Source organism: Methylobacterium mesophilicum (genome assembly GCF_022179445.1).
Taxonomy (GTDB): Bacteria; Pseudomonadota; Alphaproteobacteria; order Rhizobiales; family Beijerinckiaceae; genus Methylobacterium; species Methylobacterium mesophilicum.
The window spans coordinates 1-25,999 of sequence record NZ_BPQU01000011.1 but is presented as its reverse complement, the minus strand read 5'-3'; the positions used below and the strand labels follow the sequence as shown (position 1 = coordinate 25,999).

Below are 25,999 nucleotides of genomic sequence, written 5' to 3'. Positions count from 1 at the left end.
CGATAGCGGAGGACCCATGCTCGGCTATATCGGCAGGCGCATCCTGGCCACCATCCCGGTGATGGCGGTGGTCGGCTTGTTCGTCTTCAGCCTCCTCTACTTCGCCCCCGGCGATCCGGCCGCGATCATCGCGGGCGATCAGGCGACGCCGGACGACGTGGCGCGCATCCGAGCCTCGCTCGGCCTCGACCGGCCGTTCCTGGTCCGGTTCGGCGAATGGTCCTGGCAGATCCTGCACGGGGACCTCGGCACCTCGATCTTCACCAACCTGCCGGTCACCACGATGATCGGCCAGCGGGTGCAGCCGACCGTGTCGCTGATGCTCGTCACCCTGATCCTGGCGATCGTGGTGGCGGTGCCGCTCGGCGTCGTGGCGGCCTGGAAGGCCGGGAGCCTGATCGACCGCCTGGTCATGGGGCTCGCCGTGATGGGCTTCTCGGTGCCGGTCTTCGTGGTCGGCTACGTGCTCGCCTACGTGTTCGCCCTCGAGCTCGGCTGGCTGCCGGTGCAGGGCTACACGCCGATCGAGCAGGGCCTGTGGCCGTGGTTCGCGAACCTGATCCTGCCCGCGGTGACGCTGGGCCTCGTCTACATCGCGCTGATCGCCCGGGTGACGCGGGCGACCATGCTGGACGTGCTGAGCCAGGATTACGTGCGCACCGCCCGGGCCAAGGGGCTGGCGCAGGGGCCGGTGCTGTTCATCCACGCCCTCAAGAACGCCGCGGTGCCGATCGTCACCGTGATCGGCATCGGCATCGCGCTGCTGATCGGCGGCGCCGTGGTCACCGAGACGGTGTTCGCGATCCCCGGCCTCGGGCGCCTCACGGTCGATGCGATCCTGCGGCGCGATTACCCGGTCATCCAGGGCGTCGTCCTGCTGTTCAGCTTCGTCTACGTGCTGGTGAACCTCGCCATCGACCTGTTCTACACCTTGCTCGACCCGAGGATCCGCTATTGACCGCGACCGTCGCGCCTCTCTCCGGTCCGCCGCGCGCCGCGGACCCGTCGCTCAAGGGCAAGCCGCACAAGGAGCCGCCCCCCGCGGGCCTCGCCGTCGCGGCGCCGCTGCCGGACGTGATCCCGGCTCGGCGGCGCCGGGGCCGGGTCTGGACCTACATCCGCCGCAACCCGACCATCGTGGCCGGCGGGGTCCTGCTGCTGATCGTGTTCCTGATGGCGGTGCTCGCGCCCTATCTCGGCACCGTCGACCCGACCGCCCTGGCGCCGGCCAAGCGCACCCGCGTGCCGTCGGCCCAGTACTGGTTCGGCACCGACATGCTCGGCCGGGACATCTATTCGCGGGTGGTCTACGGCGCCCGGGTCTCACTGCTGGTCGGCTTTTCCGTGGCGCTCCTCGCCTCGGTGGCGGGGCTCGCGGTCGGGCTCGTCTCCGGGATGGTGCGCTGGCTCGACGGCATCGTGATGCGGATCGTGGACGGCATGATGTCGATCCCGCCGATCCTGCTGGCGATCACCCTGATGGCGCTCACCCGCGGATCGGTCCAGAACGTGATCGTGGCGATCACCATCGCGGAGATCCCCCGGGTCGCCCGGCTGGTCCGGGGCGTCGTGCTGTCCTTGCGCGAGCAGCCCTATGTCGAGGCCGCCGTGACCACGGGCACGCGCATGCCGGCGATCATCTGGCGCCACATCCTGCCCAACACCCTGGCGCCCATGACCGTGCAGGCGACCTACATCTGCGCCTCCGCGATGATCACCGAGGCGATCCTGTCGTTCATCGGCGCGGGCGTGCCGCCGTCGACGCCGTCCTGGGGCAACATCATGGCCGAGGGCCGGGCCCTCTGGCAGGTGAAGTTCTACATCATCCTGTTCCCTGCGATCTTCCTGTCCATGACGGTGCTCGCGGTGAACCTCGTCGGCGACGGCCTGCGCGACGCCCTCGATCCCCGCATGGCCAAAGACGCATGAGGACCAGCAGCGTGAGCGGCACACCCCTCCTGTCGATCGAGAGCTTGCAGGTCCATTTCCGCACCCCCGACGGGGCGAACCGCGCGGTGGACGGCGTGTCCTTCGCCATCCAGGCGGGGGAGACCCTGGCGATCGTCGGCGAATCCGGCTGCGGCAAGTCGGTGACCGCGATGTCGATCCTGCGGCTCCTGCCCGAGCCGCCGGCCAGCATCGCCGGCGCCATCCGGTTCGAGGGGACGAACCTCCTCGACCTGCCCGACCGGGCGATGCGCAAGATCCGCGGCAACGACATCAGCGTCATCTTCCAGGAGCCGATGACCAGCTTGAACCCGGTGCTGACGGTGGGCCGCCAGATCGGCGAGACCCTGCGGCTGCACCAGGGTCTGAGCCGGCGCGAGGCCGAGGCCCGGGCCGTGGAGATGCTGACGCTGGTCGGCATCCCCGAGCCGGTGCGCCGGGTGCGGGAATACCCGCACCAACTCTCGGGCGGCATGCGCCAGCGGGTGATGATCGCCATCGCGCTCGCCTGCTCGCCGAAACTCCTGATCGCCGACGAGCCGACCACGGCCCTCGACGTGACCATCCAGGCCCAGATCCTCGACCTGATGCGCGACCTGAAGCGTCGGGTCGGCGCCGCGATCATGCTGATCACCCACGATCTCGGCGTGGTCGCCGAGGTCGCCGACCGGGTGGTGGTGATGTATGCCGGCCGGAAGGTCGAGGAGGCCTCGGTCCGCGACCTGTTCCGCGCCCCGCGCCATCCCTACACCCGCGGCCTGATGGGGGCGGTGCCCAAGCTCGGCGCTGTCGAGCACGGCGCCACCGAGCGGCTCGCCGAGATTCCCGGCATGGTCCCGAGCCTGAAGCAGCGGATCGAGGGCTGCGTCTTCGCCGGCCGCTGCCCGGACGTGACCGACCTGTGCCGCGCCTACGCCCCAGCCCTGGAGCCGAAGGCCCCCGCGCACCTCGCCGCCTGCCACTACGCGCCCAAGGACGCCCTCGCGGCATGATTTTTTTTCGTGAGACCGCCGAGTCGGGCCTCCCGAGGCAGCCGCGCGCTTTCCCCTCCCCCCTCTGCGGGGGAGGGTACCCTGCGGAGCAGGGGGGGAGAGGGGAGCGCCGCTTCCGGCGAGGGCGCGATGATCGCCACATCCTGCACCGTTGCTCCCCTCTCCCGACCCTCGCTGACGCGAGGGCCACCCTCCCCCGCCGAGGGGGGAGGGGAGAACCAGGCGGCGTCCCGCCCCACGCCGTCACGGAGACCCGCCCGTGACCACGACCGCCCGCACGCTCCTCCAGGTCAACGACCTCAAGAAGCACTTTTCCCTCGGCGGCGGCCTGTTCGGCCGATCGACCCGGGTGCTCAAGGCGGTGGACGGCCTGTCCTTCACGGTGGACCGGGGCGAGACCCTGTCGCTGGTCGGCGAATCCGGCTGCGGCAAGTCCACGGTCGCCAAGGCGCTGATGCGCCTCTACGCCCCCACCGCCGGGCAGGTGGTGTTGGCCGGCCGACGCATCGACGACCTCTCGGCCGGCACCCTGCGGCCCCTGCGCCGGCGGATGCAGATGGTGTTCCAGGACCCGTTCTCGTCCCTCAACCCGCGCATGCGGGTGCGGGCGATCCTGGCCGAGCCGATCCGCAACTTCGGGCTGGCCAAGGGCTCGGCCGACCTCGAGGCGAAGCTCGCCGCCCTGATGGAGCGGGTCGGCCTGCCGCGCGAGGCGTTGGGGCGCTGGCCCCACGAATTCTCGGGCGGCCAGCGCCAGCGCATCGGCATCGCCCGGGCGCTCGCCGCCGAGCCGGACCTGATCATCTGCGACGAGGCGGTCTCGGCGCTCGACGTCTCGGTGAAGGCCCAGATCGTCAACCTGCTGCGCGACCTGCAGCGCGAGCTCGACCTCGCGATGCTGTTCATCTCGCACGACCTCGCCATCGTGGAGCACATGACCCACCGGGTGGCGGTGATGTATCTCGGCAAGATCGTCGAGATCGGCCCGCGGCGGGAGCTGTTCCTGGCCCCGAAGCACCCCTACACCCAGGCCCTGCTCTCGGCGGTGCCGATCCCGGAGCCCGGGGCCGGGCGCACCCGCATCGTGCTCAAGGGCGACGTCCCGAGCCCGATCAATCCGCCCGCCGGCTGCCGCTTCCACACCCGCTGCCCGCAGGCCTTCGAACGCTGCCGGGTCGAGGAGCCCCGCCTCGATCCGGTGGGCGCCGGCCACCTGGCCGCCTGCCACCTCAACGACGACGCGTCCGCACCGGCGGTCGCGGCCTGACACGATCTCGGAGACAGCCGTGCCGCACGACCTCATCCTCAAGGGTGCGCGGATCATCGACCCGTCCCAGAACCACGACGGGATCGGCGACGTAGCCTTCGCGCAGGGCCGGGTCTCGGGCTTCGGCCGTGAACTGGTCGCGGGCCCGGGCACGCAGGTGCGCGCGATGGCGGGCGCGATCGTCACGCCCGGGCTGATCGACCTGCACACCCACGTCTACTGGGGCGGTACCTCGCTGGGCATCGACGCCGACGCGTTCTGCCGGACCTCCGGGGTGACGACCTCGGTCGATACCGGCAGCGCCGGGCCCGGCAACTTTTCCGGATTTCGCAAGCACGTCATCGACCGCTCGGAGGCGCGGATCCTCGCCTACCTGCACGTCTCCTTCGCCGGCATCTTCGGCTTCTCGAAGACCATCATGGTCGGCGAGAGCGAGGATCCGCGGCTGATGGCGCCCCGCGAGGCCGTGGAGGTGGTCGAGGCCAACCGGGACGTGATCGTCGGCATCAAGGTCCGGGTCGGGCGTCACGCCTCCGGCGACCAGGGCACCGCGCCCCTCGACATCGCCCTGCAGGTCGCCGAGGAGACCGGCCTGCCGCTGATGGCCCATATCGACGAGCCGCCGCCGAGCTACGAGGCGGTGCTGGCCATGCTGCGCCCGGGCGACGTGCTGACCCACGCCTTCCGGCCGTTCCCGAATTCCCCGATCACCGCCCAGGGCGCCGTGAAGCCCGCCCTGCGGGAGGCCCGGGCCCGGGGCGTGCTCTTCGATATCGGCCACGGCAAAGGCTCGTTCGCGTTCAAGACCGCCCGGGCCATGCTGGCGGGCGGTTTTTTACCGGACACAATCTCGTCCGACGTGCACCAGCTCTGCATCGACGGGCCGGCCTTCGATCAGGTCACCACCATGTCAAAAATGCTCTGCCTCGGCATGAGCCTGCACGACGTCGTCGCCGCCTCCACGGTCAACGCCGCGGTGGCGCTCAAGCGCATGGAATACGGGACCCTGAAGGTCGGGGCGCTCGGCGACGCCACCGTGCTGTCGGTGCAGGACGGGGCGTTCGATTACGTGGACACGCGGGGCGAGCACATGACCGGCGCCCAGCGGATCTTTTCTGAGGGCGTGGTGCTGCGGGGCCGGTGGTGGCATCCGGTTTGAGGCCTGTTTGATCGCACGATCTCGGTCGAAGGACGGTTCTAACCAACCGATATCCCACTCTTCTCCCTCATCCTGAGGTGCTGCGCAGCAGCCTCGAAGGAGCTCTCCAGAAGTCTCAGCGCTCTCGGGAGGGCTCCTTCGAGGCTCGCTTCGCTCGCACCTCAGGATCACGTCGAGAGTCGGAATAAGAGGGGGATCGATGATGCGTAGCCCGAAGAAGACACACCGCAGCGATGCACTCCGATCACTTCACGCAGCCGCCACGGATTCCCACGCCGTCGGGGCGATCGACAAGGCGACGATGTGTCGGTTCGATTTTGCCTGCCTCACCTCTGTGAAGGCTCTGATCCCGAGGAAGATCAACTGAGCGCCGGCGCCAGCGCGTTTCCTACCCGGACGGTTTTGCGCTGCACCATAGTTGCAACCCATAGCCTGCAACGCACCGTCAACCATTAAACAACCCTCTCAACCCGGACAGCAATCCTAGTTTATTAAGAATACCAGGCTTTACAGCCTCGCCGCATCGACCCTACACTTTCCCGTGAGGTCCGGACCATCGCCGGACGATCAGCGACACGCGGCTCAAGCCGCGGCGCCAGGGAGGATGGATGGATACGGGTCAGCCTCTGCTGGAGGTCGACGGCGTCACGCTCCGCTACAAGACGCCCGAGCACCTCGTCACGGCCACCTACCGGGTGAGCTTCCGGATCTGGCCCGGGGACCGGTTCGTCCTGCTCGGACCCTCCGGGTGCGGGAAGTCGACCCTGCTCAAGGCGGTGGGCGGCTACATGGCTCCCACCGAGGGCGAGATCCGGCTGAAAGGCCGCCCGGTGACCGAGCCCGGCCCCGACCGGATGATGGTGTTCCAGGAATTCGACCAGCTGCTGCCGTGGAAGACGGTCCGGCAGAACGTGGTCTTCGCCCTCGAAGCCTCGGGCCGGCTGAAGGGGCGGGAGGCGCTGGAGCGGGCGAACCTCTACATCGACAAGGTCAACCTCACGAAGTTCGCCGACAGCTACCCGCACACTCTGTCGGGCGGCATGAAGCAGCGCGTCGCCATCGCGCGCGGCATGGCGATGGAGCCCGACATCCTGCTGATGGACGAGCCGTTCGCGGCGCTCGACGCGCTCACCCGGCGGCGCATGCAGGACGAGCTGCTGATGCTCTGGGAGGAGACGCGCTTCACGGTGCTGTTCGTGACGCACTCGATCCCCGAGGCGATCAAGGTCGGCTCGCGCATCCTGCTGCTCTCGCCCCATCCCGGCGAGGTCAAGGCCGAGCTCAACAGCGCCGCGACCCCGGAAGCGGCACTGCGGCTCGAGAACCGCATCCAGCAGATGCTCTTTTCGGAAGAGATCCAGGAGGCGGAGAATGTCTAGCGCGCGCGCCCTGACCGGCGCTCCCCTGACCGTACCGCCGCGCCCCGCCGCCACGGATCCGGCCCGCCCCGAGATCGTGCGGGAGACCGGCCACGCTCACGGCGCCCCGGTGGTGGAGAAGCCGCTCTCGGCGTTCGAGCGCCTCTACAACCAGGCCTGGCTGCGCAAGATCCTGATCCTGGTCCTGCTCGCCGGGATCTGGGAGGCCTACGGGCGCTACCTCGACAACGACCTGCTGTTCCCGACCTTCTCGGCCACCATGGAGGCGTTCTTCCGCGCTGTCGCCGACGGGACGCTGCCGGCGCGGGCCTGGAGCTCGCTGAAGGTGCTGCTCATGGGCTACGCCGCCGGCGTCATGCTGGCGACCCTGCTCACCGGCATCGCCATCGCGTCGCGGATCGGGACCGACTTCCTCGAGACCCTGACGTCGATGTTCAACCCGCTGCCGGCGATCGCGCTGCTGCCGCTGGCGCTGATCTGGTTCGGGCTCGGCAACGGCAGCCTGATCTTCGTCCTGGTCCACTCGGTGACCTGGGCGATCGCGCTCAACACCCATTCGGGCTTCCTGTCGGTGAGCCGGACGCTCACGATGGTCGGGCGCAATTACGGGCTGTCGGGCCCGCGGCTGATCGGCAAGATCCTGATCCCGGCCGCGTTCCCGTCGATCCTCACCGGCCTGAAGGTCGGCTGGGCCTTCGCGTGGCGCACGCTGATCGCGGCCGAGCTGGTATTCGGCGTCAGCTCCGGGGCGGGCGGGCTCGGCTGGTTCATCTTCGAGAACAAGAACATGCTCGATATCCCGAACGTGTTCGCCGGGCTGCTCACCGTGATCCTGATCGGCCTCGTGGTCGAGAACCTGATCTTCCAGACGATCGAGCGGCGGACGATCCAGCGCTGGGGCATGCAGGCCTGATCCTCTCAGGCCCGATCCTCAAGCGGCGCGGCTTCGGGTATGCCCCGCGGATCCTTCGCGGTGACCCGGAGCCTCGACCACCATGCCGACCCTGTCCCTCGCGGAGGCCCACGCGCTCGCGGCCGGCGCGTTCCGCCGCTGTGGCGCCGCCCCTGCCGCCGCCGACAGCACCGCCCGCGCGCTGGTCGCCGCCGAGGCGGACGGCCTGAAGGGCCATGGCCTGTCGCGGGTGCCGGGCTACGCCGCGCAACTGCGCACCGGCAAGGTCGTGGGCGATGCCCGCGTGGTGGTGAGCCGGCCCCGGCCGGGACTCCTGGCGGTCGATGCCGGCAACGGCTTCGCCTACCCGGCCCTCGACGCGGCCCTGGCGGAACTGCCGGATCTGGCGCGCCGACAGGGGATCGCGGCGGCCGGGATCCGCCGCTCGCATCATTGCGGGGCGGCCGGCCTGCCCGTCGAGGCGCTGGCCGAGGCCGGATGCGTCGCGATCCTGTTCGCCAACACCCCCGCCGCCATGGCGCCCTGGGGTGGCAGCCGGGCAGTGTTCGGCACCAACCCGCTGGCCTTCGGCTGCCCGCTACCCGGTCGGGCGCCCATCGTGATCGACCTCGCCCTGTCGAAGGTCGCCCGGGCCAGCATCGTCGGCGCGAAGCAGCGCGGCGAAGCGATCCCGGAGGGCTGGGCGCTCGATGCCGCGGGACGCCCGACCACCGATCCCGCCGCGGCCCTCGACGGCACGATGGCGCCGCTCGGCGACGCCAAGGGCACGGCGCTCGCCTTGATGGTGGAACTCCTGGCGGCCGGGCTCACCGGTGCCCGCTTCGCCGCCGAGGCCAGCTCGTTCCTCGACGCCGCGGGGGACCCGCCCGGCACCGGACAGCTGATCCTGGCGATCGACGCCACGGCCCTCGGCCCCGACGCCCCGGAGCGCTTCGCCGTCCTGGCGGCTTCGATCGAGGCGCAGGACGGCGCCCGCCTGCCGGGAAGCCGGCGCCTCGACCTGCGGGCCCGCGCCGCGCGGGACGGGCTGACGGTTCCGGACACCCTCGTGGCCGAGATCGCCGCGCTGGGATGACGGCCGCGCCATGTTTCCCGTGAAACACGCACGCTGCGGCGCGAAGCGGTTCGGGCAAGGGAAAGTCTGATACACCGCCAGGGTAGAGGCGCCCGAGACAGCCGGAGCGAGGGGCGTCCGTGCAGGAACGCTCGGTATGCCGGGACGGCGGATGAAGGACGCGACGATGGCTCATCTCGACAGGCGCCGCGTTCTCCAGGGCGGCCTCGGCGCGCTGGCCGTTGCGGCGACGCCCTTGCGCGCCCGGGCCGAGGCGGTTGCACTTCCCTTCGGCAACGGCACGCGCCCGCTGGTCGCCTATCCGGGCAAGCGTCCGCTCCTGCAGACCACGGCCCGGCCGCCCCAGCTGGAGACGCCGTTCTCGGTGTTCGACGAGGGCGCGATCACCCCCAACGACGCCTTCTTCGTCCGCTATCACCTGGCCGACATCCCCCTGGAGATCGACCCGGACACGTTCCGGCTCGGCATCGCCGGCCATGTCGAGCGCCCGGTCTCGCTGTCGCTCGCGGAGATCAAGGCGCTGCCGGGGCGGACCGAGATCGTGGCGGTCAACCAATGCTCGGGGAACTCGCGCGGCTTCTTCGAGCCGCGCATGGCCGGCGGTCAGCTCGCCAACGGCGCCATGGGCTGCGCGCGCTGGACCGGCGTGCCGCTGAAGAGCGTGCTCGACCGGGCCGGGGTGAAGCCGGGGGCCGTGCAGGTCACGTTCGACGGGATGGACGGGCCGGTCCTGCCCGAGACCCCGGATTTCGTGAAGGCGCTCGGCATCGACCATGCCCGTGACGGCGAGGTGATGCTGGCCTGGGATATGAACGGCGAGGACCTACCCTGGCTCAACGGGTTTCCGCTGCGCCTCGTGGTGCCGGGCTTCTACGGCACCTACTGGGTCAAGCACCTGAACGCGATCACGGTGCGCGACACGCCGTTCGACGGCTTCTTCATGAAGAGCGCCTACCGCATCCCGGACAATCCTTGCGCCTGCACGGAGCCGGGCCAGGCCGCCACAGCCACGGTACCGATCGGCCGGCTCAACGTGCGGTCGTTCCTGACCAATCTCGCCGACGGGGCGGACATCAAGGCCGGTCCGGTGCGCCTGCGCGGTATCGCGTTCGACGGCGGATCCGGGATCCGGACGGTCGCGGTGTCCACCGACGACGGCCGGACCTGGACGCAGGCCGCCCTGGGCCAGGATCTCGGCCCCTACGCGTTCCGGCCCTGGTCGCTCACCCTCGACCTGGCCGCGGGTGCGCACAGCATCCGGGTCCGGGCCACCGCCAACGACGGCAGCACGCAGCCGATGGACTCGCGCTGGAACCCGTCCGGGTACATGCGCAACGGGGTCGAGACCACCCGGGTCCGGGCGGCGTGAGGGAGAACGGGATGCGCGCGCTTCTTCTCGGATCGACGATCGCCGGCCTGGTCGCCGGCACCGCCCTCGCGGCCCCGCGCAGCTACGCGGTGCCGGATCCCACGGCCGAGTTGCAGGCCCCCAGGGATGAGTCGGGTGGCCAAGCGCAGGGCTTCGCCGCGGCGCAGGCCAATTGCCAGACCTGCCACTCCGTCGACTACATCGCCACCCAGCCGCCGGGCCGGGGCAAGGCGTTCTGGGAGTCGGAGGTGACCAAGATGATCAAGGTCTACCACGCCCCGATCGACGAGGCGGACGGCCGCGCGATCGCGGCCTACCTGGCGGACACGTATTGAGCGGTGGCCACGCCTCAGCGCAGCGCCACGGCCTGCGCGGCGTAGGACGCGACGCTCTGCACCGCCGGCATGTCGTAGGCGTAGATGCGGCCGGCCAGGATCGTCAGGGCGAGGGCCCAGAACACGGCGCCACCGACCCGGCGCGCGGTCCGGTCGCCCGAAGCGGTCGGGCAAGCCTCGGCTACGCCGGCGGCGACGGGCTCGCCAAAGGGGTCGAACGCCATCGTCGTCGACCGAGTATCCGGGGTGGTGCGCATGACGGTGAATGTCGCGCTCGGAACCCCGCGCCGCAATGGACGGGACTTCCGAAGTTTTCTCGCGCTGTAGAGTGTCCTTCTCTCTTGCGCGCTCGCGACAAACGCTTTCTTCCCTTTGCTCGGATGTCGACCGTGGAGCGACCGGCGTGAGCCCCAGATCATCGGCCCGGACGGGTGAAACCGGGACCACCGCGCGGGACGGGGCGGCCACCTCCGTGCTGCCGGGCATCGGCCTGTGCGCGGCGATCACCGCCCTGGCCATGGCCGCGCAGGCGCTCGAGGAGCGGGTCGCCGGCCATCCCTATGTCGAGGCCCTGGTGCTGGCGATCCTGATCGGGATCGCGATCCGCACCGCCTGGACGCCGGATGCCCGGTTCCGAACCGGCATCGCGTTCTCGGCGAAGCAACTCCTGGAGGTCGCCGTCGTGCTGCTCGGCGCCTCGCTCAGCCTCGGGGCGATCCTGGCCTCCGGTCCGGCGCTGCTGGCCGGCATCGTCGGCACCGTGGTGATCGGGATCGGCGCCAGCGTGGGGATCTGCCGGGCGCTCGGCCTGCCGCCCCGGATGGCGATCTTGGTCGCGTGCGGCAACGCGATCTGCGGCAACTCGGCCATCGCCGCGGTGGCGCCGGTGATCGGGGCGCAGCCCAAGGACATCGCGGCCGCCATCGCGTTCACCGCGGTGCTCGGCGTGCTGATGGTGCTCGGGTTGCCGCTGTTCGTGCCGCTCGCGGGCCTGAGCGACAACCAGTACGGCGTGCTGGCCGGGCTCACCGTCTACGCGGTCCCGCAGGTGCTGGCCGCGACCGTACCGGTGAGCCTGCTCTCCACCCAGGTCGGCACCCTGGTCAAGCTCGTGCGCGTGCTGATGCTCGGGCCGGTGGTGGTGGCGTTCTCGCTGATCGCCCCGCGCCTGCCGCGGGAGGCCGGGGAGGGCGCCGAGGCGGAGGCGACCGGCGCGAAGGGCCGGCCCGGCCTGACCAAGCTGGTGCCGTGGTTCATCCTCGGCTTCCTGGTCCTGGCCACGTCCCGCTCCCTCGGGCTGATCCCGGATGCGGCGGTCAAGCCGCTGACGCAGCTCGCGGGCGTGCTCACGGTGCTGTCCATGGCGGCCCTCGGCCTCGGCGTCGACGTGCGGGTGCTCGCCCGGGTCGGCGGCCGGGTCACCCTGGCGGTGACCGCGTCGCTGGCCGTCCTCGTGGCGGTCAGCCTCGCCCTGATCCGCGGCCTGGGGATCGGTTGAGGGCGTGGACAGGCTTAAAATTGTGTTCTGAGTCTTGTATTTCGAATTCTTGCCAGATCTAAGCTTGGGTCCCTCAACAAAGCCGCCGAGCGGATGAGTGGAAACACTCTGTCCGAGCAGCGGTTTCTAGAGTGTCGGCATTAAAATGCTGCCGTTTCGGGCGATCGGCTGAACAGACCATCTTGACACTGCGACGGTTTTTGCTTTGGAACCATTGGGTCATCAACGAAAGCTTAGATCGGAACTTGCGCCGTGCCCGAAACGCATCCTGAGAGCAGCACCGAACTCGCCGTGCTGGTCGGCGACGTCGTCGCGGCTTACGTCTCGAACAACCCCGTCCCACCCACGTCCCTGCCGGCGTTGATCGCCAGCGTGCACGGCGCGCTGATCAACCTCGACCGCAAGGTTCCCGTCGAGGTCGCACCCGTGATCGAGCCGCCGACCGCGGCGCAGATCCGCAAGTCGGTCCAGCAGGACGGCATCGTCAGCTTCATCGACGGGCGGTCGTACAAGACGCGCAAGCGGCATCTCACCGCCCACGGCCTGACGCCGGAGCGGTACCGCGAGCGCTATGGCCTGCCGACGGATTACCCCATGACGGCGCCGGGCTACGCCGCGCAGCGCTCCGCCCTCGCCAAGGCGATCGGCCTCGGTGTTCCGGGCGCCCGCGCCGAGCAGCGCCGGACCGGCACGAACGGCTGATCGCCGGCGTTGTCCAGGGTGCGCGTCAGCGCCTGCGGAACGGCAGCACGCGTGCGGTCATTCCGGGCAGACGGGCGCTGGGCGGGCGGCCGAAGGTCTGGGCCCAGCTCAGGTAGATGATGCGGGCGCCGACGGCCACTGCGGCCGCCTCCGGCGTGGGGACGACGCGGTGTTCGCCGGTTCCCGGCCCGCGCGCGGCCCGTTGCGCCGATCCCTGGCGCCGGGACGGTTGCCCGTCCGGCAGGGACCGCCTGCGCGGGGACTGAGGCTTATCGGGCTTGGCTGAGAACGACACGTCAAATAGTCCCCGTCCGCGTTCGAGGCGCGAGCGGAGACGGACGGTTCGGTCGGCCGTAGGTCCGCCGGGGCGCTCGACCCTCGACAACGTGGCCATTCTACCGGATGGCCCGAAGCACGACAGACCGACTTCGTCCAAAAAACTTGTCTCTGTGTCCCACGGCATCCCGTGGCATCCGTCGGGAGGCGACGGGACAGGCCTCGGGCGCCGCCGCGCGATGCGGGCCCGACGCGGCGACGCGATGGGTCGCGCACAGTTGGAGCGCCGTGGGCGACCCGCATCCTTCCAGCCGCGCGGCGGCCCCTACGAAGCCCGGGCGCCCGGCACCGCGGCGAGGAGGCTGCGGGTGTAGGCGTGCTCGGGGGCCGCGAACAGGTCGGCGGTGGTGCGCATCTCCACGATGGCACCGCGATGCATCACGGCGATCCGGTCGCAGATCGTGGCCGCCACCCGCAGGTCGTGGGTGATGAACAGCATCGCCAGCGACAGCCGCTGCTTCAGGTCCTCGAGGAGATCCAGCACCTGACGCTGGACCGAGACGTCGAGCGCGGAGACCGCCTCGTCGGCCACCAGCACGTCCGGTTCCATGGCGAGCGCCCGGGCGATGCCGATGCGCTGGCGCTGGCCGCCCGAGAAGGCGTTCGGGTAGCGGGCGGCCGCCTTCGGGTCGAGGCCGACGAGGTCGAGGAGGTTCCGGGTGCGCTCCCGCGCCTCCGCGGCCGGCACGCCGTGGGCGATCGGGCCCGCCATGATGATCTGCTCCACGGTGCGGCGCGGATTCAGCGAGGCGAACGGGTCCTGGAAGATCATCTGGATGCGGCTGCGCTGCGCCCGCAGGTCCGCGCTCCGGAGGGCGGTGTAGTCGAGGCTGCCGAGCCGGACGGTGCCGCCGTCGGGCTCGATCAGCCGGATCGCGAGCCGTGCCGTAGTCGACTTGCCGGAGCCGGATTCGCCGACCAGCCCCAGGGTCTCGCCGCGCCGCACGTCGAAGGCGACCTCCTTGACCGCCGCGACCACCCGGGGCTTGCCGAACAGGCCCGCCTTGGTGGTGTAGGTCTTGGATAGCCCGACCACCGACAGGGCCACCGGAGACGCCTGCACGCTGGCCCGCACCGGCGGGGTCAGGCTCGGCACCGCGGCGAGCAGCGCCTTCGTGTAGGGGGCCTGGGGATCGCGCAGCACCGCCTCGGCGCTGCCCGATTCGACCAGCCGGCCGCGCTGGAGCACCGCCACGTGGTCGGCGATCTCCGCGACCACGCCGAAATCATGGGTGATGAACAGGACGCTCATCCCGCGCTTGCGCTGCAACTCGCGGATCAGCTTCAGGATCTGGGCCTGGGTGGTCACGTCCAGCGCCGTGGTCGGCTCGTCGGCGACCAGGACCGACGGCTCCAGGGCCAACGCCATGGCTATCATCGCCCGCTGCCGCTGGCCGCCGGAGAGCTGGTGCGGATAGGCCCGCACCGCCTCCTCGGGGTTGGGCAGCCCGACCTCGGTCGCCAGAGCCACCGCCCGGGCCCGCCGCTCGGCCCGGGTGAGCAGGTTATGCGCCTCGAACATCTCGGCGATCTGGTCGCCGATGCGCATCACCGGGTTGAGCGCGGTCATCGGCTCCTGGAACACCATGGCGATCCGCCGCCCGCGCAGGGCGCGCCAGGCCGGCTCGTCCAGGCTCAGCAGGTCCCGTCCCTCGAACAGGATCGAACCGCCCTCGGGCTTGAGCGACCGGGGCAACAGGCCGGTGAGCGCGTAGGCGCTCATCGACTTGCCGGAGCCGGATTCCCCCACCACGCAGAGGATCCTGCCGGGCTCCAGGTCGAGGTTCAGGCCCTCGACGGCGTAGGGACGGTCGGCGCCCTTGGGGAGCGCGATCGTCAGGTCACGGATGCGGACGACCGGCTCGCTCATGGTTCAGCTCCTCGCGGCGCGGCGGCGCAGGATGTCCGGCCCGGCCTCGCCGAGATCCCAGAACAGCCCGGCCATGATCGCCAGGCCCTCGCGGGTGCTGGAGGCGAGCATGTGCTCGTCCGGCCCGTGCTGGCGGCAGGCCGGGTAGGAATGCGGCACCCAGAGGGTCGGCAGGCCGAGGATCTCCGAGAAGGCGTCGTTCGGCAGCGAACCGCCGAGATTGGGCAGCAGGGCCGGTTTTTTTCCGGCGCTCGCCTCGATCGAGAGAAGCGCCCAGTCCACCCAAGGGTCTTCCACCGGCAGCCGCGTCGCTTGGAAAACCTCCGAAGCCCGGGCCGGCCGGACCTCGATCATGGGGAAACCGTTGGCGTCGAGATGGGCGCGCACGTTCTGGATCAGGTTCTGCCAGTCGGTGCCGACCACGAAGCGCAGCTGCAGGGTCGCCTTGGCGTGGGGCGGCACCGCGTTGAGCGGCCCGTCCGGATCGCCGGTCTTGAAGGCCAGGACTTCCAGGGTGTTCCAGGCGAAGACCCGCTCGGCCGGGGAGAGCCCGGGCTCGCCCCAATCGGAATCGATCGTCGGGGCGGTCGGATCCTCGCCGACCCGGATGTCGCGGAGCGCCGCGCGCACGCCCTCGGGGATGGGCGGCGGCCGCAGGGCCGCGACCAGGATGCTGCCGCGGGCATCGACCATCGAGGCGATCGCCGAGGCCAGAACCGTACCGGGGTTGCGCAGCAGGCCGCCCCAATTGCCGGAATGGTGCGGGCCCTCGCGCAGGTTCAGGCTCAGCTCGAAATTGTACGCGCCGCGGGAGCCCAGGAAGAGCGTCGGGCGCTCGGCGCTGAGCCGCGGCCCGTCCGAGGCGATCAGCACGTCGGCGCGCAGGGCCTCCGCTTGCGCACGGCAGAACGGGCGCAGGCCCGGTGAGCCGGATTCCTCGCCCATCTCGATCAGCAGCTTCACGTTGAAGCCGAGGCGGCCGTCGCGCGCCGCGATCACCTGCTCCAAGGCCGCGAGGTTGATGATGTGCTGGCCCTTGTTGTCGGCGGTGCCGCGCCCGTACCAGCGGTCGCCCTCGACCACGATCTCCCAGGGGGCCAGCCCCGCGCGCCATTGCTCCGGATAGCCCCGCACCGTGTCGCCGTGGCCATAGATCAGCACGGTGGGGAGGTCCGGTCCCTCGTGCCGCTCGGCGATCAGGAACGGGCCGTGCACCCCGTCCGGATTGTCGTGTTTTTTGGGTGTCTCGAAGCCGAGGCGGGTGACGAGAGGGGTGATGAAGGTGTCGAGATAGGCGTGCAGGGCCGCCTCCTGGCCGGGCGCCTGGCTCTCGGTCGGGTAGGCGACCGCCTCCCGCATGAGCGCGAGGAACGCGCCGGCGTCGAAGGTGTCGGTTGCGCGCCCGATGGCGGCGTCTCGCGTCATGGTGTGTTTCCCGTGAAACATTGCGGTTCGGCTTCGGAACGGATCCCGCGCCGCCGGGGCTGGTCGGCCGGTCCGGGGCGCCCCCGGACGTCTGATCAATGCCGGCCCTCGGGGGCCGTGATGTCGCGCAGGCCGTCGCCCAGGAGGTTGATCGCCAGCACGAGGAAGAGGAGCGCCACACCCGGAATGGTGATCACCCAGGGCTGGAAGAACATGTACTGCTTGCCCTCGGCGATCATCAGGCCCCAGGACGGCAGCGGCGGCTGCACCCCGAGGCCCAGGAACGACAGGGCGGCTTCGAGCAGGATCGCGTGCGCCATCTCCAGGGTCGCCACGACGATCAGCGCGTTGAGGATGTTGGGCAGGATTTCTTGGCCGATGATGCGCAGGTCGGTGAGGCCCGAGGCGCGGGCGGCCGAGACGAAATCCTGGTTCCGGATCTGCTGCGTGGCGGCCCGGGTCACCACGGCGAAGCGGTCCCAGAGCAGGAAGCCCAGCACCAGCACCACGACCTTGAGCGAGCCGCCGACCAGCGACGCCATGGCCAGGGCCACCAGCACCACGGGCATCGCCAGCCGGGTGGTCACGATGTAGCTCACCACCGAATCGACCCAGCCGCCGAAATAGCCGGCGCAGAGGCCGAGCACCGTGCCGATCAGCCCGGAGATCAGCGCCGCCGAGATCCCGATCAGCAGGGAGATCTGGCCGCCGTAGAGCAGGCGGCTGAGATAGTCGCGCCCGAGCTTGTCGGTGCCGAGCACGTGGTCCCAGTTGCCCTTGGCCTGCCAGATCGGCGGGATCAGGCGGCGCGAGACGTCCTGCGCATAGGGGTCGTGCGGGGCGATCAGCGGGGCGGCCAGCGCGGCCAGCACGATCAGCCCGAGGATGCCGGCCCCGATCAGGAAGCCGGCGTGATGCAGGCCGCGCCGGAGCACGATGCCGGTCGGCGAGCGTACCGGCGCCAGGGCGGCCGGGACCTCTATGTTCGGGGGGAGGGCGGGGGCGGCGAGCGCCGCCGTGTCGGGGGGCAGGCTCATGGGGCGAGCGTCCTCACGATTGCCGCAGGCGCGGATCGAGGAAGGCGTTCAGCAGGTCGGCCGCGAGCGTCAGGGCGATGTAGATCATCGCCAGAACCAGCACGATCGCCTGGACCACCGGGAAGTCGTTGCGGGCGATCGATTCCCAGGCGAGCTGGCCGAGCCCCTGGAGCGAGAACACCGCCTCGATCACGATCGAGCCGCCGAGCATGAAGCCGAACTGCACCGCCGCCAGGGCGATCACCGGGATTACGGCGTTGCGCAGGGCATGCCGGATCAGGATCTTGCGCGGCGGCAGACCCTTGGCCCGGGCGGTCCGGACGTAGTCGGAGGCCAGCACCTCCAGCATGCCGTTGCGGGTGAGCCGCATCACCGCCGGCATCGCGTAGTAGCCGAGCGCCACCGCCGGCAGGACGAAGTTCTTCCACGTGGCGTTGCCCGAGACCGGCAACCAGCGGAGATTCACGGAAAAAATCAGGATCAGGGTCAGCCCGAACCAGAAGCTCGGCATCGCCTGGCCGAGCACCGAGATCGACAGGGCGAGCCGGTCGACCCAGGTATCGCGTTTGACGGCGGCGATCACCCCGAGCGGCACCGCCACGAACAGCGCGACGGCGAGCGCGATGATCCCGAGATAGAGGGTGATCGGCAGGCGGGCGGCGAGCAGGTCGATCACCCGCTCGCGGAAGTAGAAGGAATTGCCGAAATCGAGGTGCAGCGCCCGCCAGGCCCAGGCGAGGAACTGGGTCAGCAGCGGCTGGTCCAGGCCGTAATCCTTGCGGATCTGCACGATCTGGGGGCCGGTCGCCTCCGGCCCGCCGATCGCCGTGGCGAGGTCGCCGGAGAGGTGGAGGAGCATGAAGCTCGCCACGGAGACCGTGAAGGCCACCGCCAGGGCGACCAGGATGCGCCGGAGCGTGAAGGCCAGCATAGGGCTCAGGCTCCTTCCGACCGACGTGGGACGCGCGGATTCTCCCTCCCCCCTCTGCGGGGGAGGGTGGGCCGGCCGTCAGGCCGGGTCGGGAGAGGGGAGCGACGGTCCAGAAGAAGACGCCGGCCTTCATGAAGGCTGCACCGGATCCTGAAGCCGGGTTCCCCTCTCCCGACCCCCTTCGGGGGCCACCCTCCCCCGCAGAGGGGGGAGGGGGACCTTTGCGTCACAGCCCTCACCATCACTTCCAGGACGCCGCGTAGAAGCGCGGCACCTCGTCCGGCTGGGCGGTGAAGTTCAGGTCCGACGTGAAGGCGTAGTTGGTGGCGTACGAGAACATCGGCAGGGCGTAGGCCTGGGCGGCGATCCGCTGGAGCGCCTTGGCGTAGGCGACCTTGCGCTTGTCCGGGTCGGTGGAGCCGTCACCCTCCTGCAGGTCGGCGATCACCTGCGGATCCTTGGTCAGGTCCTCCTCGCCGCCGCGGAAGAAGACCCCGTCGAAGGCCGAGACGTCGTAGACCGAGAACGAGCCCCAGGTCTGGAAGCCGATCGAGACCTTGCCGCTCCGCAGGGCATCCCGGAACGCGGCGTAGCGCAGGTAGTTGAGCCGGACCTTGATGCCGACCGCCCCGAGATAGCCGATCACCGCCTCGGCGTAGTCACGCTCGCGATAGGCGCCGAGGTCGATCTCGAACCCGTTCGCGTAGCCGGCTTCCTTGAGCAGGGCCTTGGCCTTGGCCGGATCGTAGGGGTAGCGCATCACCCCCTGGTCGTTGCAGCCGAACTGATCGACGAAGCACAGCGCGTTCATCACCCGCGAGGCGCCGCGCACGAGGTTGTCGACCATCGCCTTGCGGTCGATGGCGTAGGAGATCGCCTGCCGGACCCGCACGTCCTTGAGCGGCGAGTTCTCCTTGGCGCGGCCGAGCGTGTCGAACTGCAGGAAGCCGACCCGCATGGTCTCGGAGTTGAGCACGGTGACGTTGGGCGCGGCGCGCAGCTGCTCGGCCTGGTCGCTCGGCACCCGCCAGATCCAGTCGACGCCCCCGGTCATCAGCTCGGCCATCCGGCTCTCGCCGTCCGGGATGACCCGGAACTGCAGCTTGCCGATCTTCGGCTTCCCGAGCGGGCTGCCCGACCAATAGTTGGCGAAGCGCTCCATGGAGACGCCGCGCCCGCTATCGACCTTGGTGATCCTGTACGGGCCGCTGCCCACCGGCGCCTTGGCGAAGCCGTCGAGGCCGACCTTCTTGAAGTAGGAGGCCGGGAAGATCGGCATGGGCCCGGCGAGGTATTCCAGCGCCGCCGGGAACGGCGCCTTGAGGTGGATCCGCGCGCTGTGCGGGCCGGTGACCTCCACCGACTTCATCCAGTCGACGTTCTGGCGGGTGACCGTGCGGGCCTCGGGCGTCAGCATGAAGTTGAACGTGAAGGCGACGTCCTCGGGCCCGAGCGGGTCGCCGTTGTGGAAGGTCACGCCCTCGCGGATCGTCAGGTCCAGGGTTGTGTCGTCGGCCCAGGTCCAGGCGGTGGCGAGCATCGGCTTGTAGGTGCCGTCCGCGGGGTCGCGCCACAGCAGCGTGTCCCAGCAGTTGCGGGCCAGGATGACGCCCTCGCGGGCGCTGTTGTGATACGGGCTGACGTTCTCGGGCTCGCTGTCGGAGGCGTAGATCAGGGTGTCGTCGGCCTTGCCGGCGAGCGCCGGGCTCGCCGCGACCAGTGCGATCAGGGAGGCCGCCAACGATGCGGTGAGGGTGATCGTCCGTACCGGCATGTCGATTCCGTCTCCGACGACGACGGGCAGGATGTCGGGGAGGATCTCCGCGACTGCCGCGTTTTTCACCCTGCCATGATGTTGTGCATCTGGGATCGCAACAAGTAGAATTTGGCGAGCGGTGCGTTGCCATTCCGGCAACGAAAAGGCGCTATAAGTGATATTGGGGCGCGATAATGCAGACGTCCGGGTTGCGCTACTTCCTGGCCGTGGCCCGCACCGGCTCGATTGCGGCGGCCTCGGCGCAGCTCAACGTCGCCGCCTCGGCGATCAGCCGGCAGATCGCCAACCTGGAGGCCGAGCTCGACTGCGTCCTGTTCGAGCGGCGCCCGCGCGGCATGGTGCCGAGCCCGGCGGGCGAGCTCCTGACCCAGCACGCGCACCAGATGCTGATCCGATCCGAGCAGGTGGTCACCGAGATCCGGGAGCTGGAAGGCCTTGCCCGCGGCCTGATCCGGGTGGCGAGTTCCGAAGGGTTTTCGCTCGACATCGTGCCGAGCACCGTGGCGTCCTTCCACGCGGCGCATCCGGGCCTGCGCTTCGAGGTGACCGTGCTGCCCCCCGCCCAGGTGACCCACATGGTGGCGGCCGGCGAGGCCGATCTCGGCATCACCTTCGCACTCGCGCCGTCCACCCAGGTCGAGGTGCTGTATGACGGACAGGTCGACATGCTGGTGCTCGCCGCCCCCGACCATCCCCTGGCGCGGGCGAAGGTCGTGCAGCTGTCCGAGTTGCCGATCTATCCCGTCGCCCTGCCGACCCGGGACACGACCCTGCGCCAAGTGTTCGACGCCGCCTGCCTGCAGGAGGGCATCGTGGTCGAGCCGGTCCTGACCGCCAACAACCTGGCCACCCAGTTGCCGTTCGTGCGCAGATCCCGCGGTCTCGCGCTGATGTCGGCGCTCTCGATGCGCACGCCCCTGGACCTGAACGCCCTGGTCAGCCTGCCGATCCGCGCCCGGGCGAGCCTCTCCCGGAACATCCAAATCCAGGCCATGCGCGACCGGCGCCTGCCCCGGGCGGTGCGGGGATTTTTGCGTCAGCTCATGGACGCGCTGCCGCCGGCCGGTGCCGCTTAGGCCGCCCCGTCAGGCGCCCCCGCGGCCCGACGCGATGGCGCAGCTATGGTCCATCACGTCCTCCGCGCTGGCGCTCGGCGCCCGGTAGGCCAGGAGCAGAAAACCCGGCTCGGGATCGCCCGGCGGCGTGGCGAGCACGGCAAAGCTCGTCCGGTGCAGGTCCGGCCGGGGACCCGGCAGGGTGCGCAGGGCCGCGAACGGGTTGAAGCGCTCGGCCTCGGCTTCCGGCACCCGCATCGCATGATAGCGATCCCCGGCGAGCGGCACCGGGAAGCGGGTCCAGGTCCCGCGGATCTGGCGGCCATGCGCCTTCACGGCGGCCAGCACGCTGGGCTTCAGGCAATCGAGGTGGATGTGGAGCTGGTCCTGGCTCCGGCCCCGGGCGGAGTTGACCGCCAGCCCCACCGCCTCGGGCGGCAGCTTGCCCTTCAAGGCGTCCGACACGAACGGGCGCGCCGCCAGCGCCGCCCGCCAATAGGCGGTGCCCCGCTTCCCGCGCAGGACCGGGGCCTCCAGGCCGGCGGTGGTGTCGGTGGGCATCACCACGATGTGGGTCGGCTCGCCGGGCGCGCGCAGGACCGCCGTGCCGGGGCGGTCCTTGTCGCCGAGATCCACCGAGAGGCACGGGAAGGTCCGGTCGGCGAGCCGCTTGGCGAGCACGCAGGTCTTCAGTGCGGCCCACAGCACGTCCCGGCTGGGATCGGGCGCCGCCGCGGCCGGCATCGCGAGCACGACGAAGAGGGCGGTGATCGGCGCACGGCGCATGGAACATCCCAGTGACGGCGCACCGGCGGGGGCTGCCCGGTTCGCCGCGCTTGCGATAACCGATCCGGGACTGCGCCGGCAAAGCGTCCGGCGCCACACTGGGAGCCCGCGATGCCGAATGCGCTCACTCCGGAGATCGGCGCCCGCTTCGCCGCCGTCGCCCTCGGCCATCTCACCCGCGAATACCCCAACAAGCCCGGGCACGTCCTGGCGGGCCCGGAGGACGCGCGCACGCCCGCCGCGCTGCATCCGGTCTTCCACGGCAGCTACGATTGGCATTCCTGCGTCCACGGCACCTGGCTGCTGGCGCGGGTGCTGCGGCTGTTCCCGGACGGCACGCAGGCCGGGGCGATCCGCGCGCATCTCGATGCCCAGCTGGTGCCCGAGAAGGTCGCCGGGGAATGCGCCTATTTCGCCACCCCGACCGCCCTGGGCTTCGAGCGGCCCTACGGCTGGGCCTGGCTCCTGAAGCTCGCCGACGCGCTGTCCCGCCTGCCCGAGCGCCGCTGGGCCGAGGCTTTGGCGCCGCTCACCGGCCTGATCGCGCAGCGCGTCCGGGACTTCCTGCCGATCGCCCCCTATCCGGTGCGGGTCGGCACGCATTTCAACACCGCCTTCGCGCTGCGGCTGGCAGCCGACTACGCCGAGGGCGCGCGGGATGCGGCCCTGACCGACCTGCTGCGGGCCACCGCCGAGCGGTGGTACGGGGCCGACGTGAATTGCCCCGCCTGGGGCGAGCCGGGGGGCGACGACTTCCTGTCCTCGGCCCTGATCGAGGCCGAATGCCTGCGCCGCCTCCTGCCGCCGCAAGAATTCCGGCCCTGGTTCGACCGGTTCCTGCCGGACCTCGCCGCGGGGCGGCCCGCGACCCTGTTCCGGCCCGCCCGCGTGACCGACCGCAGCGACGGCAAGATCGCCCATCTCGACGGCCTGAACCTCAGCCGCGCCTGGTGCTTCCGGTCGCTCGCCGCCACCCTGGGCCCGGACGATCCCCGCCGCCGGCCGCTCCAGGCCGCCGCGGACGCGCATCTGGAGGCCGGCCTCCCGCACGTGACGGGCGACTACATGGGCGAGCACTGGCTCGCGTCCTTCGCGCTGCTGGCGCTGGACACAGAGACGGGATTCGGCCCGCGCACCGCCGACGTCGATACCGGTTCGGCGTAAGCGAGCGCGTCCGTCAGAAACGGCTCTAAAGATGAGAGATTGTTGAGAACTTTTTGCCGCAGGTGGCGTTGTTCCTTGTCGGCCGCATGCGCGCCGCACAAAAAAGGACCGCCCCCGAAGGAGCGGCCCGAAGTCTTGGGAGGAAACGCCCACGAGGGGCAGCAGCGCGGCGACGCCATCGCCATGCTGCATTGCGTCAACCGGAGAGCGGGGACCTTGTTCCCTGCCCGTCCCGGCGCTGGGTCGCCTCGTGGAGCACCTGGGCGAGCTGCTCGGCGGAATAGGGCTTCCGCACCAGCGTGAATCCATGCGCGTCGTCGGTGGCCAGGACGTGGCTGTAGCCCGAGGTCAGGACCACCGGCAGCTCCGGGCGGGTGACCTGCAGGGCCCGAGCGAGGGCGACGCCGCCCATCCCGGGCATGACCACGTCCGAGAACACCGCATCGAACCGACCCGGCGTCCGCTCCAGCTCGGCGAGGGCCTCCTCGGCGGATTTCGCCCAGATCGGCGCATGGCCGAGATCCTCCAGGATCTGGGTGCAGAAGCGCCCGACCCCGAGATTGTCCTCCACGACCAGGATGCACAGGCTCCGCTGCGGCTCCGGCTCGCGGCGGTCGTCGTGGCCGGGATCGGCCACCTCCGCGGGGGCGTCGACCTGCGGCAGGTACAGGGTGAAGCGCGTGCCGCTCCCGGGCAGGCTCGCCACGTCGATGTCGCCGCCCGACTGCTTGGCGAAGCCGATGACCTGGCTGAGCCCAAGCCCGGTCCCCTTGCCGATCTCCTTGGTGGTGAAGAACGGCTCGAAGATCCGGCCGAGATCCGGGGCCGGAATGCCGGTGCCGGTATCGACCACCATCACGGCCACGAACGGCCCCCGGGCGCCGGCATGGCCGCGGATCGGCGGCATCGGGCGGCCGCTCTCCAGGTGCAGGGTCAGGCTGCCTTCCCCGTCCATCGCGTCGCGGGCGTTCACCGCCATGTTGATCAGCGCCGTCTCGAACTGGCTTTCGTCGGCCCGCACGAAGCAGGGCGTGCCCGGCAGCTCGGTCTCCACGCGGATGCGCGCGCCCGTGACCGAATCGAGCATGTCGGAGATGCTGCGCAGCCGGGCGGAGATGTCGAACACCTGGGGCTTGAGCGCCTGGCGCCGGGCGAAGGCCAGGAGCTGACCGGTGAGCTTGGCCGCCCGGTCGACCGTGTCGGAGACCGCGTCGAGGTAGCGGCGCCTGCGCTCCTCGGCCAGCTCCGGCCGGCGCAGGAACTCGACCGACGAGCGGATGATGGTCAGCAGGTTGTTGAAGTCGTGGGCGACGCCGCCGGTGAGCTGGCCGATCGCCTCCAGCTTCTGCGATTGCCGCAGGGCTTCCTCGGCCTGGCGCTGCTCGGTGATGTCGCGGCCGAAGCCGTAGAACAGCCCGTCCTCCGGGACGACGGTCCAGAGCACCCGCCGCCGGTCGCCGTCGCGGGTCGTGCAGGCCAGCTCGACATCCTCGACCCGGCGGTCCTCGCAGAGCGGCTCGAGGGCCTGGCGCGCCGCCTCGCGGTCCGTGGGAGCGATGAAATCCAGGGCGGTCCGGCCCAGCGTCTCGTCCTCGGACCAGCCCAGCGCCCGGCTCCAGGACGGATTGACCGACTGGACCTGCCCGTCCTTGTCCGAGACGATCTTCAGCACCGGCGACAGGGTCCAGACCCGGTCGCGGTCCCGGGTCTGGGCGGCGACCTGCGCCTCCAGGCGCTCGGCGCGGGACTGCAGCAAAGCCTCGTCCCGGTGCCGGGCCGTCGCGGCGGCCCGGGCCTCCAGCAGGTTCATCAGGGTCCGGGCGAGGGCTTCCAGGACGAAGACCTGCGGCCCGGTCAGGCTGCGCGGTTCGCGGTCGAGGACGCTGAGCGTGCCGATCGGCCAGCCGTCCGGGGTCACGAGCCGGACGCCGGCGTAGAAGCGCAGGCCCGGGTCGCCCGCGACCGCCCCGCAATCCGGGACCACCAGCGCACCCTCCCGGCTCAGGGTCTCGAGGCCGAGGCCGGCTTCGAGGGGGAGGTCCGGCGCGGCGTGGCCGAACGCGGCCTTGGTCCAGTGCCGGTCGGCATCCGCGAAGGTGATCCGCGCCATCGCGGTGCCGCAGGACGCGGCCGCGATCTGCGCGATCTCGTCGAAGGCGGGCTCGGGCGCGGTGTCGAGGATGGCATAGCCGTGCAGAGCCGCGAGGCGCTGCGGATGATGGCGTTCGAAGCCCGACGGGCAGGACATGGTCTCGTTCCGCGACACGGCTGCGTCATATCCCACGGGATCGACCCTCCCAAATCGAGTCGATCGACCGCAGCCTGACGGCTTGTTGAGCCGGTTCTTCCTACAACGCGGGGCTTCGGGTTTGAGGCGGGTCCGGCCGGTGCAGATCGCCGCGCCGCCGGCGCCGTGACCCCACGGTTTTACGATGTGCACTATCGTCGCATGGCGTATCGAAGGGGGAGGCGGCGAGTTGCCCCGTCAGAACATCGCATCGAAAGATGGTTCCCGCCCTTCGGAACACGATGTCGCGAAGCTTAAGGGATCCAGCGCTTCGTCCCGGAGATCGGATCTGGACGATGGGCTGGGCTCGTCATGACCGGAGCAGGCGTGGACCTCAGACTCGACGATATCGCCGGGGGCATGCGGAGCGATCCGGTTGCGGCGGCCCGCGCGGTCGCGGCCGGCGCCGCGCGTCGGGCGGGGTGTCACGACCACGACGGCGGCTTTCCGGCCGAGGATGTCGCCGAACTCGCCCGAATGGGCCTGCTGGCCGCGCCGGTCCCCCGCCGCGAGGGCGGCGCGGGCCTCGGCGAGGAGCCGGACGGTGCAATTCTTCAGGCCGTGCTCACCCATGTCGGGGCCGGCAGCCTCGCGCTGGGGCGCGTGTACGAGGGCCATGTCAACGCGGTTCAGCTCGTCGCCCAGGGCGATCGCTTGAAAGGAATGGATTTCGGTGTTGCCTTTTGCGTGATTCA

General features: G+C 70.5%; 23 protein-coding genes. 15 read left to right on the top strand and 8 right to left on the bottom strand.

The window, feature by feature from the left end:
- The first annotated feature begins 16 nt into the window (after positions 1 to 16).
- The 10 genes from MFF40_RS12995 to sorB all read left to right on the top strand — a co-directional run bounded on the left by MFF40_RS12995 (position 17) and on the right by sorB (position 10,436).
- Positions 17 to 958: an ABC transporter permease gene (locus MFF40_RS12995; protein ID WP_147898923.1), complete on the top strand. Its 942-nt coding sequence runs from the start codon at positions 17 to 19 to the stop codon at positions 956 to 958.
- Positions 955 to 1,929, top strand: coding sequence for an ABC transporter permease (locus MFF40_RS12990; protein ID WP_187278209.1), 975 nt, complete (start codon positions 955 to 957; stop codon positions 1,927 to 1,929). The genes MFF40_RS12995 and MFF40_RS12990 overlap by 4 nt, the downstream gene beginning before the upstream one ends.
- Positions 1,926 to 2,939, top strand: a complete 1,014-nt coding sequence (locus tag MFF40_RS12985; protein WP_147898922.1) for an ABC transporter ATP-binding protein — start codon at positions 1,926 to 1,928, stop codon at positions 2,937 to 2,939. The genes MFF40_RS12990 and MFF40_RS12985 overlap by 4 nt, the downstream gene beginning before the upstream one ends.
- A 259-nt stretch (positions 2,940 to 3,198) precedes the next feature.
- Complete coding sequence (locus MFF40_RS12980) at positions 3,199 to 4,206, top strand: ABC transporter ATP-binding protein (RefSeq protein ID WP_147856323.1); 1,008 nt, start codon at positions 3,199 to 3,201, stop codon at positions 4,204 to 4,206.
- Positions 4,207 to 4,225: 19 nt separating this feature from the next.
- Entirely contained in the window at positions 4,226 to 5,365 is a 1,140-nt protein-coding gene (locus MFF40_RS12975; protein WP_147898921.1) for an amidohydrolase/deacetylase family metallohydrolase, read from the top strand.
- Between the two features lie 608 nt (positions 5,366 to 5,973).
- The gene (locus tag MFF40_RS12970; protein WP_147856321.1) at positions 5,974 to 6,744 is read left to right on the top strand and encodes an ABC transporter ATP-binding protein; all 771 of its coding nucleotides are present in this window, start codon (positions 5,974 to 5,976) and stop codon (positions 6,742 to 6,744) included.
- Positions 6,737 to 7,657 (top strand): ABC transporter permease, encoded by a 921-nt coding sequence (locus MFF40_RS12965; RefSeq protein ID WP_147898920.1) that lies wholly within the window; start codon positions 6,737 to 6,739, stop codon positions 7,655 to 7,657. Before MFF40_RS12970 ends, MFF40_RS12965 begins: the two co-directional genes overlap by 8 nt.
- An 82-nt stretch (positions 7,658 to 7,739) precedes the next feature.
- Positions 7,740 to 8,732 (top strand): Ldh family oxidoreductase, encoded by a 993-nt coding sequence (locus MFF40_RS12960; protein WP_147898919.1) that lies wholly within the window; start codon positions 7,740 to 7,742, stop codon positions 8,730 to 8,732.
- A gap of 166 nt (positions 8,733 to 8,898) precedes the next feature.
- Entirely contained in the window at positions 8,899 to 10,101 is a 1,203-nt protein-coding gene (gene sorA / locus MFF40_RS12955) for a SorA family sulfite dehydrogenase catalytic subunit (protein WP_147898925.1), read from the top strand.
- 11 nt (positions 10,102 to 10,112) lie between these two features.
- Entirely contained in the window at positions 10,113 to 10,436 is a 324-nt protein-coding gene (gene sorB / locus MFF40_RS12950) for a SorB family sulfite dehydrogenase c-type cytochrome subunit (protein ID WP_147898918.1), read from the top strand.
- Between the two features lie 14 nt (positions 10,437 to 10,450).
- On the opposite strand, the gene MFF40_RS12945 is transcribed toward sorB, so the two are convergent.
- Positions 10,451 to 10,660, bottom strand: coding sequence for a hypothetical protein (locus MFF40_RS12945; RefSeq protein ID WP_238260799.1), 210 nt, complete (start codon positions 10,658 to 10,660; stop codon positions 10,451 to 10,453).
- A 179-nt stretch (positions 10,661 to 10,839) separates the two neighbouring features.
- On the opposite strand from MFF40_RS12945, the gene MFF40_RS12940 reads away from it, so the two are divergent.
- Positions 10,840 to 11,934 (top strand): YeiH family protein, encoded by a 1,095-nt coding sequence (locus tag MFF40_RS12940; RefSeq protein WP_378997168.1) that lies wholly within the window; start codon positions 10,840 to 10,842, stop codon positions 11,932 to 11,934.
- A gap of 252 nt (positions 11,935 to 12,186) precedes the next feature.
- Positions 12,187 to 12,636 carry a Ros/MucR family transcriptional regulator gene (locus tag MFF40_RS12935; protein WP_238260797.1) on the top strand — a complete coding sequence of 150 codons (450 nt, stop codon included), beginning with the start codon at positions 12,187 to 12,189 and terminating at the stop codon, positions 12,634 to 12,636.
- Positions 12,637 to 13,237: 601 nt separating this feature from the next.
- Here the strand turns inward: MFF40_RS12935 and MFF40_RS12930 are convergent.
- From MFF40_RS12930 to MFF40_RS12910, 5 genes are all read right to left on the bottom strand, one after another.
- Entirely contained in the window at positions 13,238 to 14,842 is a 1,605-nt protein-coding gene (locus tag MFF40_RS12930; protein WP_238260795.1) for an ABC transporter ATP-binding protein, read from the bottom strand.
- Between the two features lie 3 nt (positions 14,843 to 14,845).
- Entirely contained in the window at positions 14,846 to 16,267 is a 1,422-nt protein-coding gene (locus tag MFF40_RS12925) for a M20 family metallopeptidase (RefSeq protein WP_147856568.1), read from the bottom strand.
- A 95-nt stretch (positions 16,268 to 16,362) separates the two neighbouring features.
- Positions 16,363 to 17,304: an ABC transporter permease gene (locus MFF40_RS12920; protein WP_238260793.1), complete on the bottom strand. Its 942-nt coding sequence runs from the start codon at positions 17,302 to 17,304 to the stop codon at positions 16,363 to 16,365.
- Between the two features lie 13 nt (positions 17,305 to 17,317).
- Positions 17,318 to 18,235, bottom strand: a complete 918-nt coding sequence (locus MFF40_RS12915) for an ABC transporter permease (RefSeq protein ID WP_147855202.1) — start codon at positions 18,233 to 18,235, stop codon at positions 17,318 to 17,320.
- A 241-nt stretch (positions 18,236 to 18,476) separates the two neighbouring features.
- Entirely contained in the window at positions 18,477 to 20,009 is a 1,533-nt protein-coding gene (locus tag MFF40_RS12910; protein WP_147897996.1) for an ABC transporter substrate-binding protein, read from the bottom strand.
- 176 nt (positions 20,010 to 20,185) lie between these two features.
- Here MFF40_RS12910 and MFF40_RS12905 point away from each other — a divergent pair, with 176 nt between their 5' ends.
- A complete protein-coding gene (locus MFF40_RS12905) occupies positions 20,186 to 21,088 on the top strand; it encodes a LysR family transcriptional regulator (RefSeq protein WP_238260792.1) in 903 nt (300 codons plus the stop codon).
- Between the two features lie 9 nt (positions 21,089 to 21,097).
- Here the strand turns inward: MFF40_RS12905 and MFF40_RS12900 are convergent, their stop codons facing one another.
- Positions 21,098 to 21,853: a CDP-diacylglycerol diphosphatase gene (locus MFF40_RS12900; RefSeq protein ID WP_238260790.1), complete on the bottom strand. Its 756-nt coding sequence runs from the start codon at positions 21,851 to 21,853 to the stop codon at positions 21,098 to 21,100.
- Positions 21,854 to 21,964: 111 nt separating this feature from the next.
- Here MFF40_RS12900 and MFF40_RS12895 point away from each other — a divergent pair, with 111 nt between their 5' ends.
- A complete protein-coding gene (locus MFF40_RS12895) occupies positions 21,965 to 23,017 on the top strand; it encodes a DUF2891 domain-containing protein (protein WP_238260787.1) in 1,053 nt (350 codons plus the stop codon).
- A 196-nt stretch (positions 23,018 to 23,213) separates the two neighbouring features.
- On the opposite strand, the gene MFF40_RS12890 is transcribed toward MFF40_RS12895, so the two are convergent.
- Complete coding sequence (locus tag MFF40_RS12890) at positions 23,214 to 25,265, bottom strand: ATP-binding protein (protein WP_238260865.1); 2,052 nt, start codon at positions 25,263 to 25,265, stop codon at positions 23,214 to 23,216.
- A 399-nt stretch (positions 25,266 to 25,664) separates the two neighbouring features.
- Here MFF40_RS12890 and MFF40_RS12885 point away from each other — a divergent pair.
- Positions 25,665 to 25,999 (top strand): acyl-CoA dehydrogenase family protein (locus MFF40_RS12885; protein WP_238260863.1); only part of this gene is annotated, 335 nt, incomplete at its 3' end.

Excerpts from the sequence above, each read along its gene's own strand:
- MFF40_RS12995 (WP_147898923.1), top strand. The coding sequence starts at position 17 with ATGCTCGGCTATATCGGCAGGCGCATCCTGGCCACCATCCCGGTGATG.
- MFF40_RS12985 (WP_147898922.1), top strand. The coding sequence starts at position 1,926 with ATGAGGACCAGCAGCGTGAGCGGCACACCCCTCCTGTCGATCGAGAGC.
- MFF40_RS12970 (WP_147856321.1), top strand. The coding sequence starts at position 5,974 with ATGGATACGGGTCAGCCTCTGCTGGAGGTCGACGGCGTCACGCTCCGC.
- MFF40_RS12965 (WP_147898920.1), top strand. The coding sequence starts at position 6,737 with ATGTCTAGCGCGCGCGCCCTGACCGGCGCTCCCCTGACCGTACCGCCG.
- MFF40_RS12960 (WP_147898919.1), top strand. The coding sequence starts at position 7,740 with ATGCCGACCCTGTCCCTCGCGGAGGCCCACGCGCTCGCGGCCGGCGCG.
- sorA (WP_147898925.1), top strand. The coding sequence starts at position 8,899 with ATGGCTCATCTCGACAGGCGCCGCGTTCTCCAGGGCGGCCTCGGCGCG.
- sorB (WP_147898918.1), top strand. The coding sequence starts at position 10,113 with ATGCGCGCGCTTCTTCTCGGATCGACGATCGCCGGCCTGGTCGCCGGC.
- MFF40_RS12945 (WP_238260799.1), bottom strand. The coding sequence starts at position 10,660 with ATGGCGTTCGACCCCTTTGGCGAGCCCGTCGCCGCCGGCGTAGCCGAG.
- MFF40_RS12930 (WP_238260795.1), bottom strand. The coding sequence starts at position 14,842 with ATGAGCGAGCCGGTCGTCCGCATCCGTGACCTGACGATCGCGCTCCCC.
- MFF40_RS12925 (WP_147856568.1), bottom strand. The coding sequence starts at position 16,267 with ATGACGCGAGACGCCGCCATCGGGCGCGCAACCGACACCTTCGACGCC.
- MFF40_RS12920 (WP_238260793.1), bottom strand. The coding sequence starts at position 17,304 with ATGAGCCTGCCCCCCGACACGGCGGCGCTCGCCGCCCCCGCCCTCCCC.
- MFF40_RS12915 (WP_147855202.1), bottom strand. The coding sequence starts at position 18,235 with ATGCTGGCCTTCACGCTCCGGCGCATCCTGGTCGCCCTGGCGGTGGCC.
- MFF40_RS12910 (WP_147897996.1), bottom strand. The coding sequence starts at position 20,009 with ATGCCGGTACGGACGATCACCCTCACCGCATCGTTGGCGGCCTCCCTG.
- MFF40_RS12905 (WP_238260792.1), top strand. The coding sequence starts at position 20,186 with ATGCAGACGTCCGGGTTGCGCTACTTCCTGGCCGTGGCCCGCACCGGC.
- MFF40_RS12900 (WP_238260790.1), bottom strand. The coding sequence starts at position 21,853 with ATGCGCCGTGCGCCGATCACCGCCCTCTTCGTCGTGCTCGCGATGCCG.
- MFF40_RS12895 (WP_238260787.1), top strand. The coding sequence starts at position 21,965 with ATGCCGAATGCGCTCACTCCGGAGATCGGCGCCCGCTTCGCCGCCGTC.
- MFF40_RS12890 (WP_238260865.1), bottom strand. The coding sequence starts at position 25,265 with ATGTCCTGCCCGTCGGGCTTCGAACGCCATCATCCGCAGCGCCTCGCG.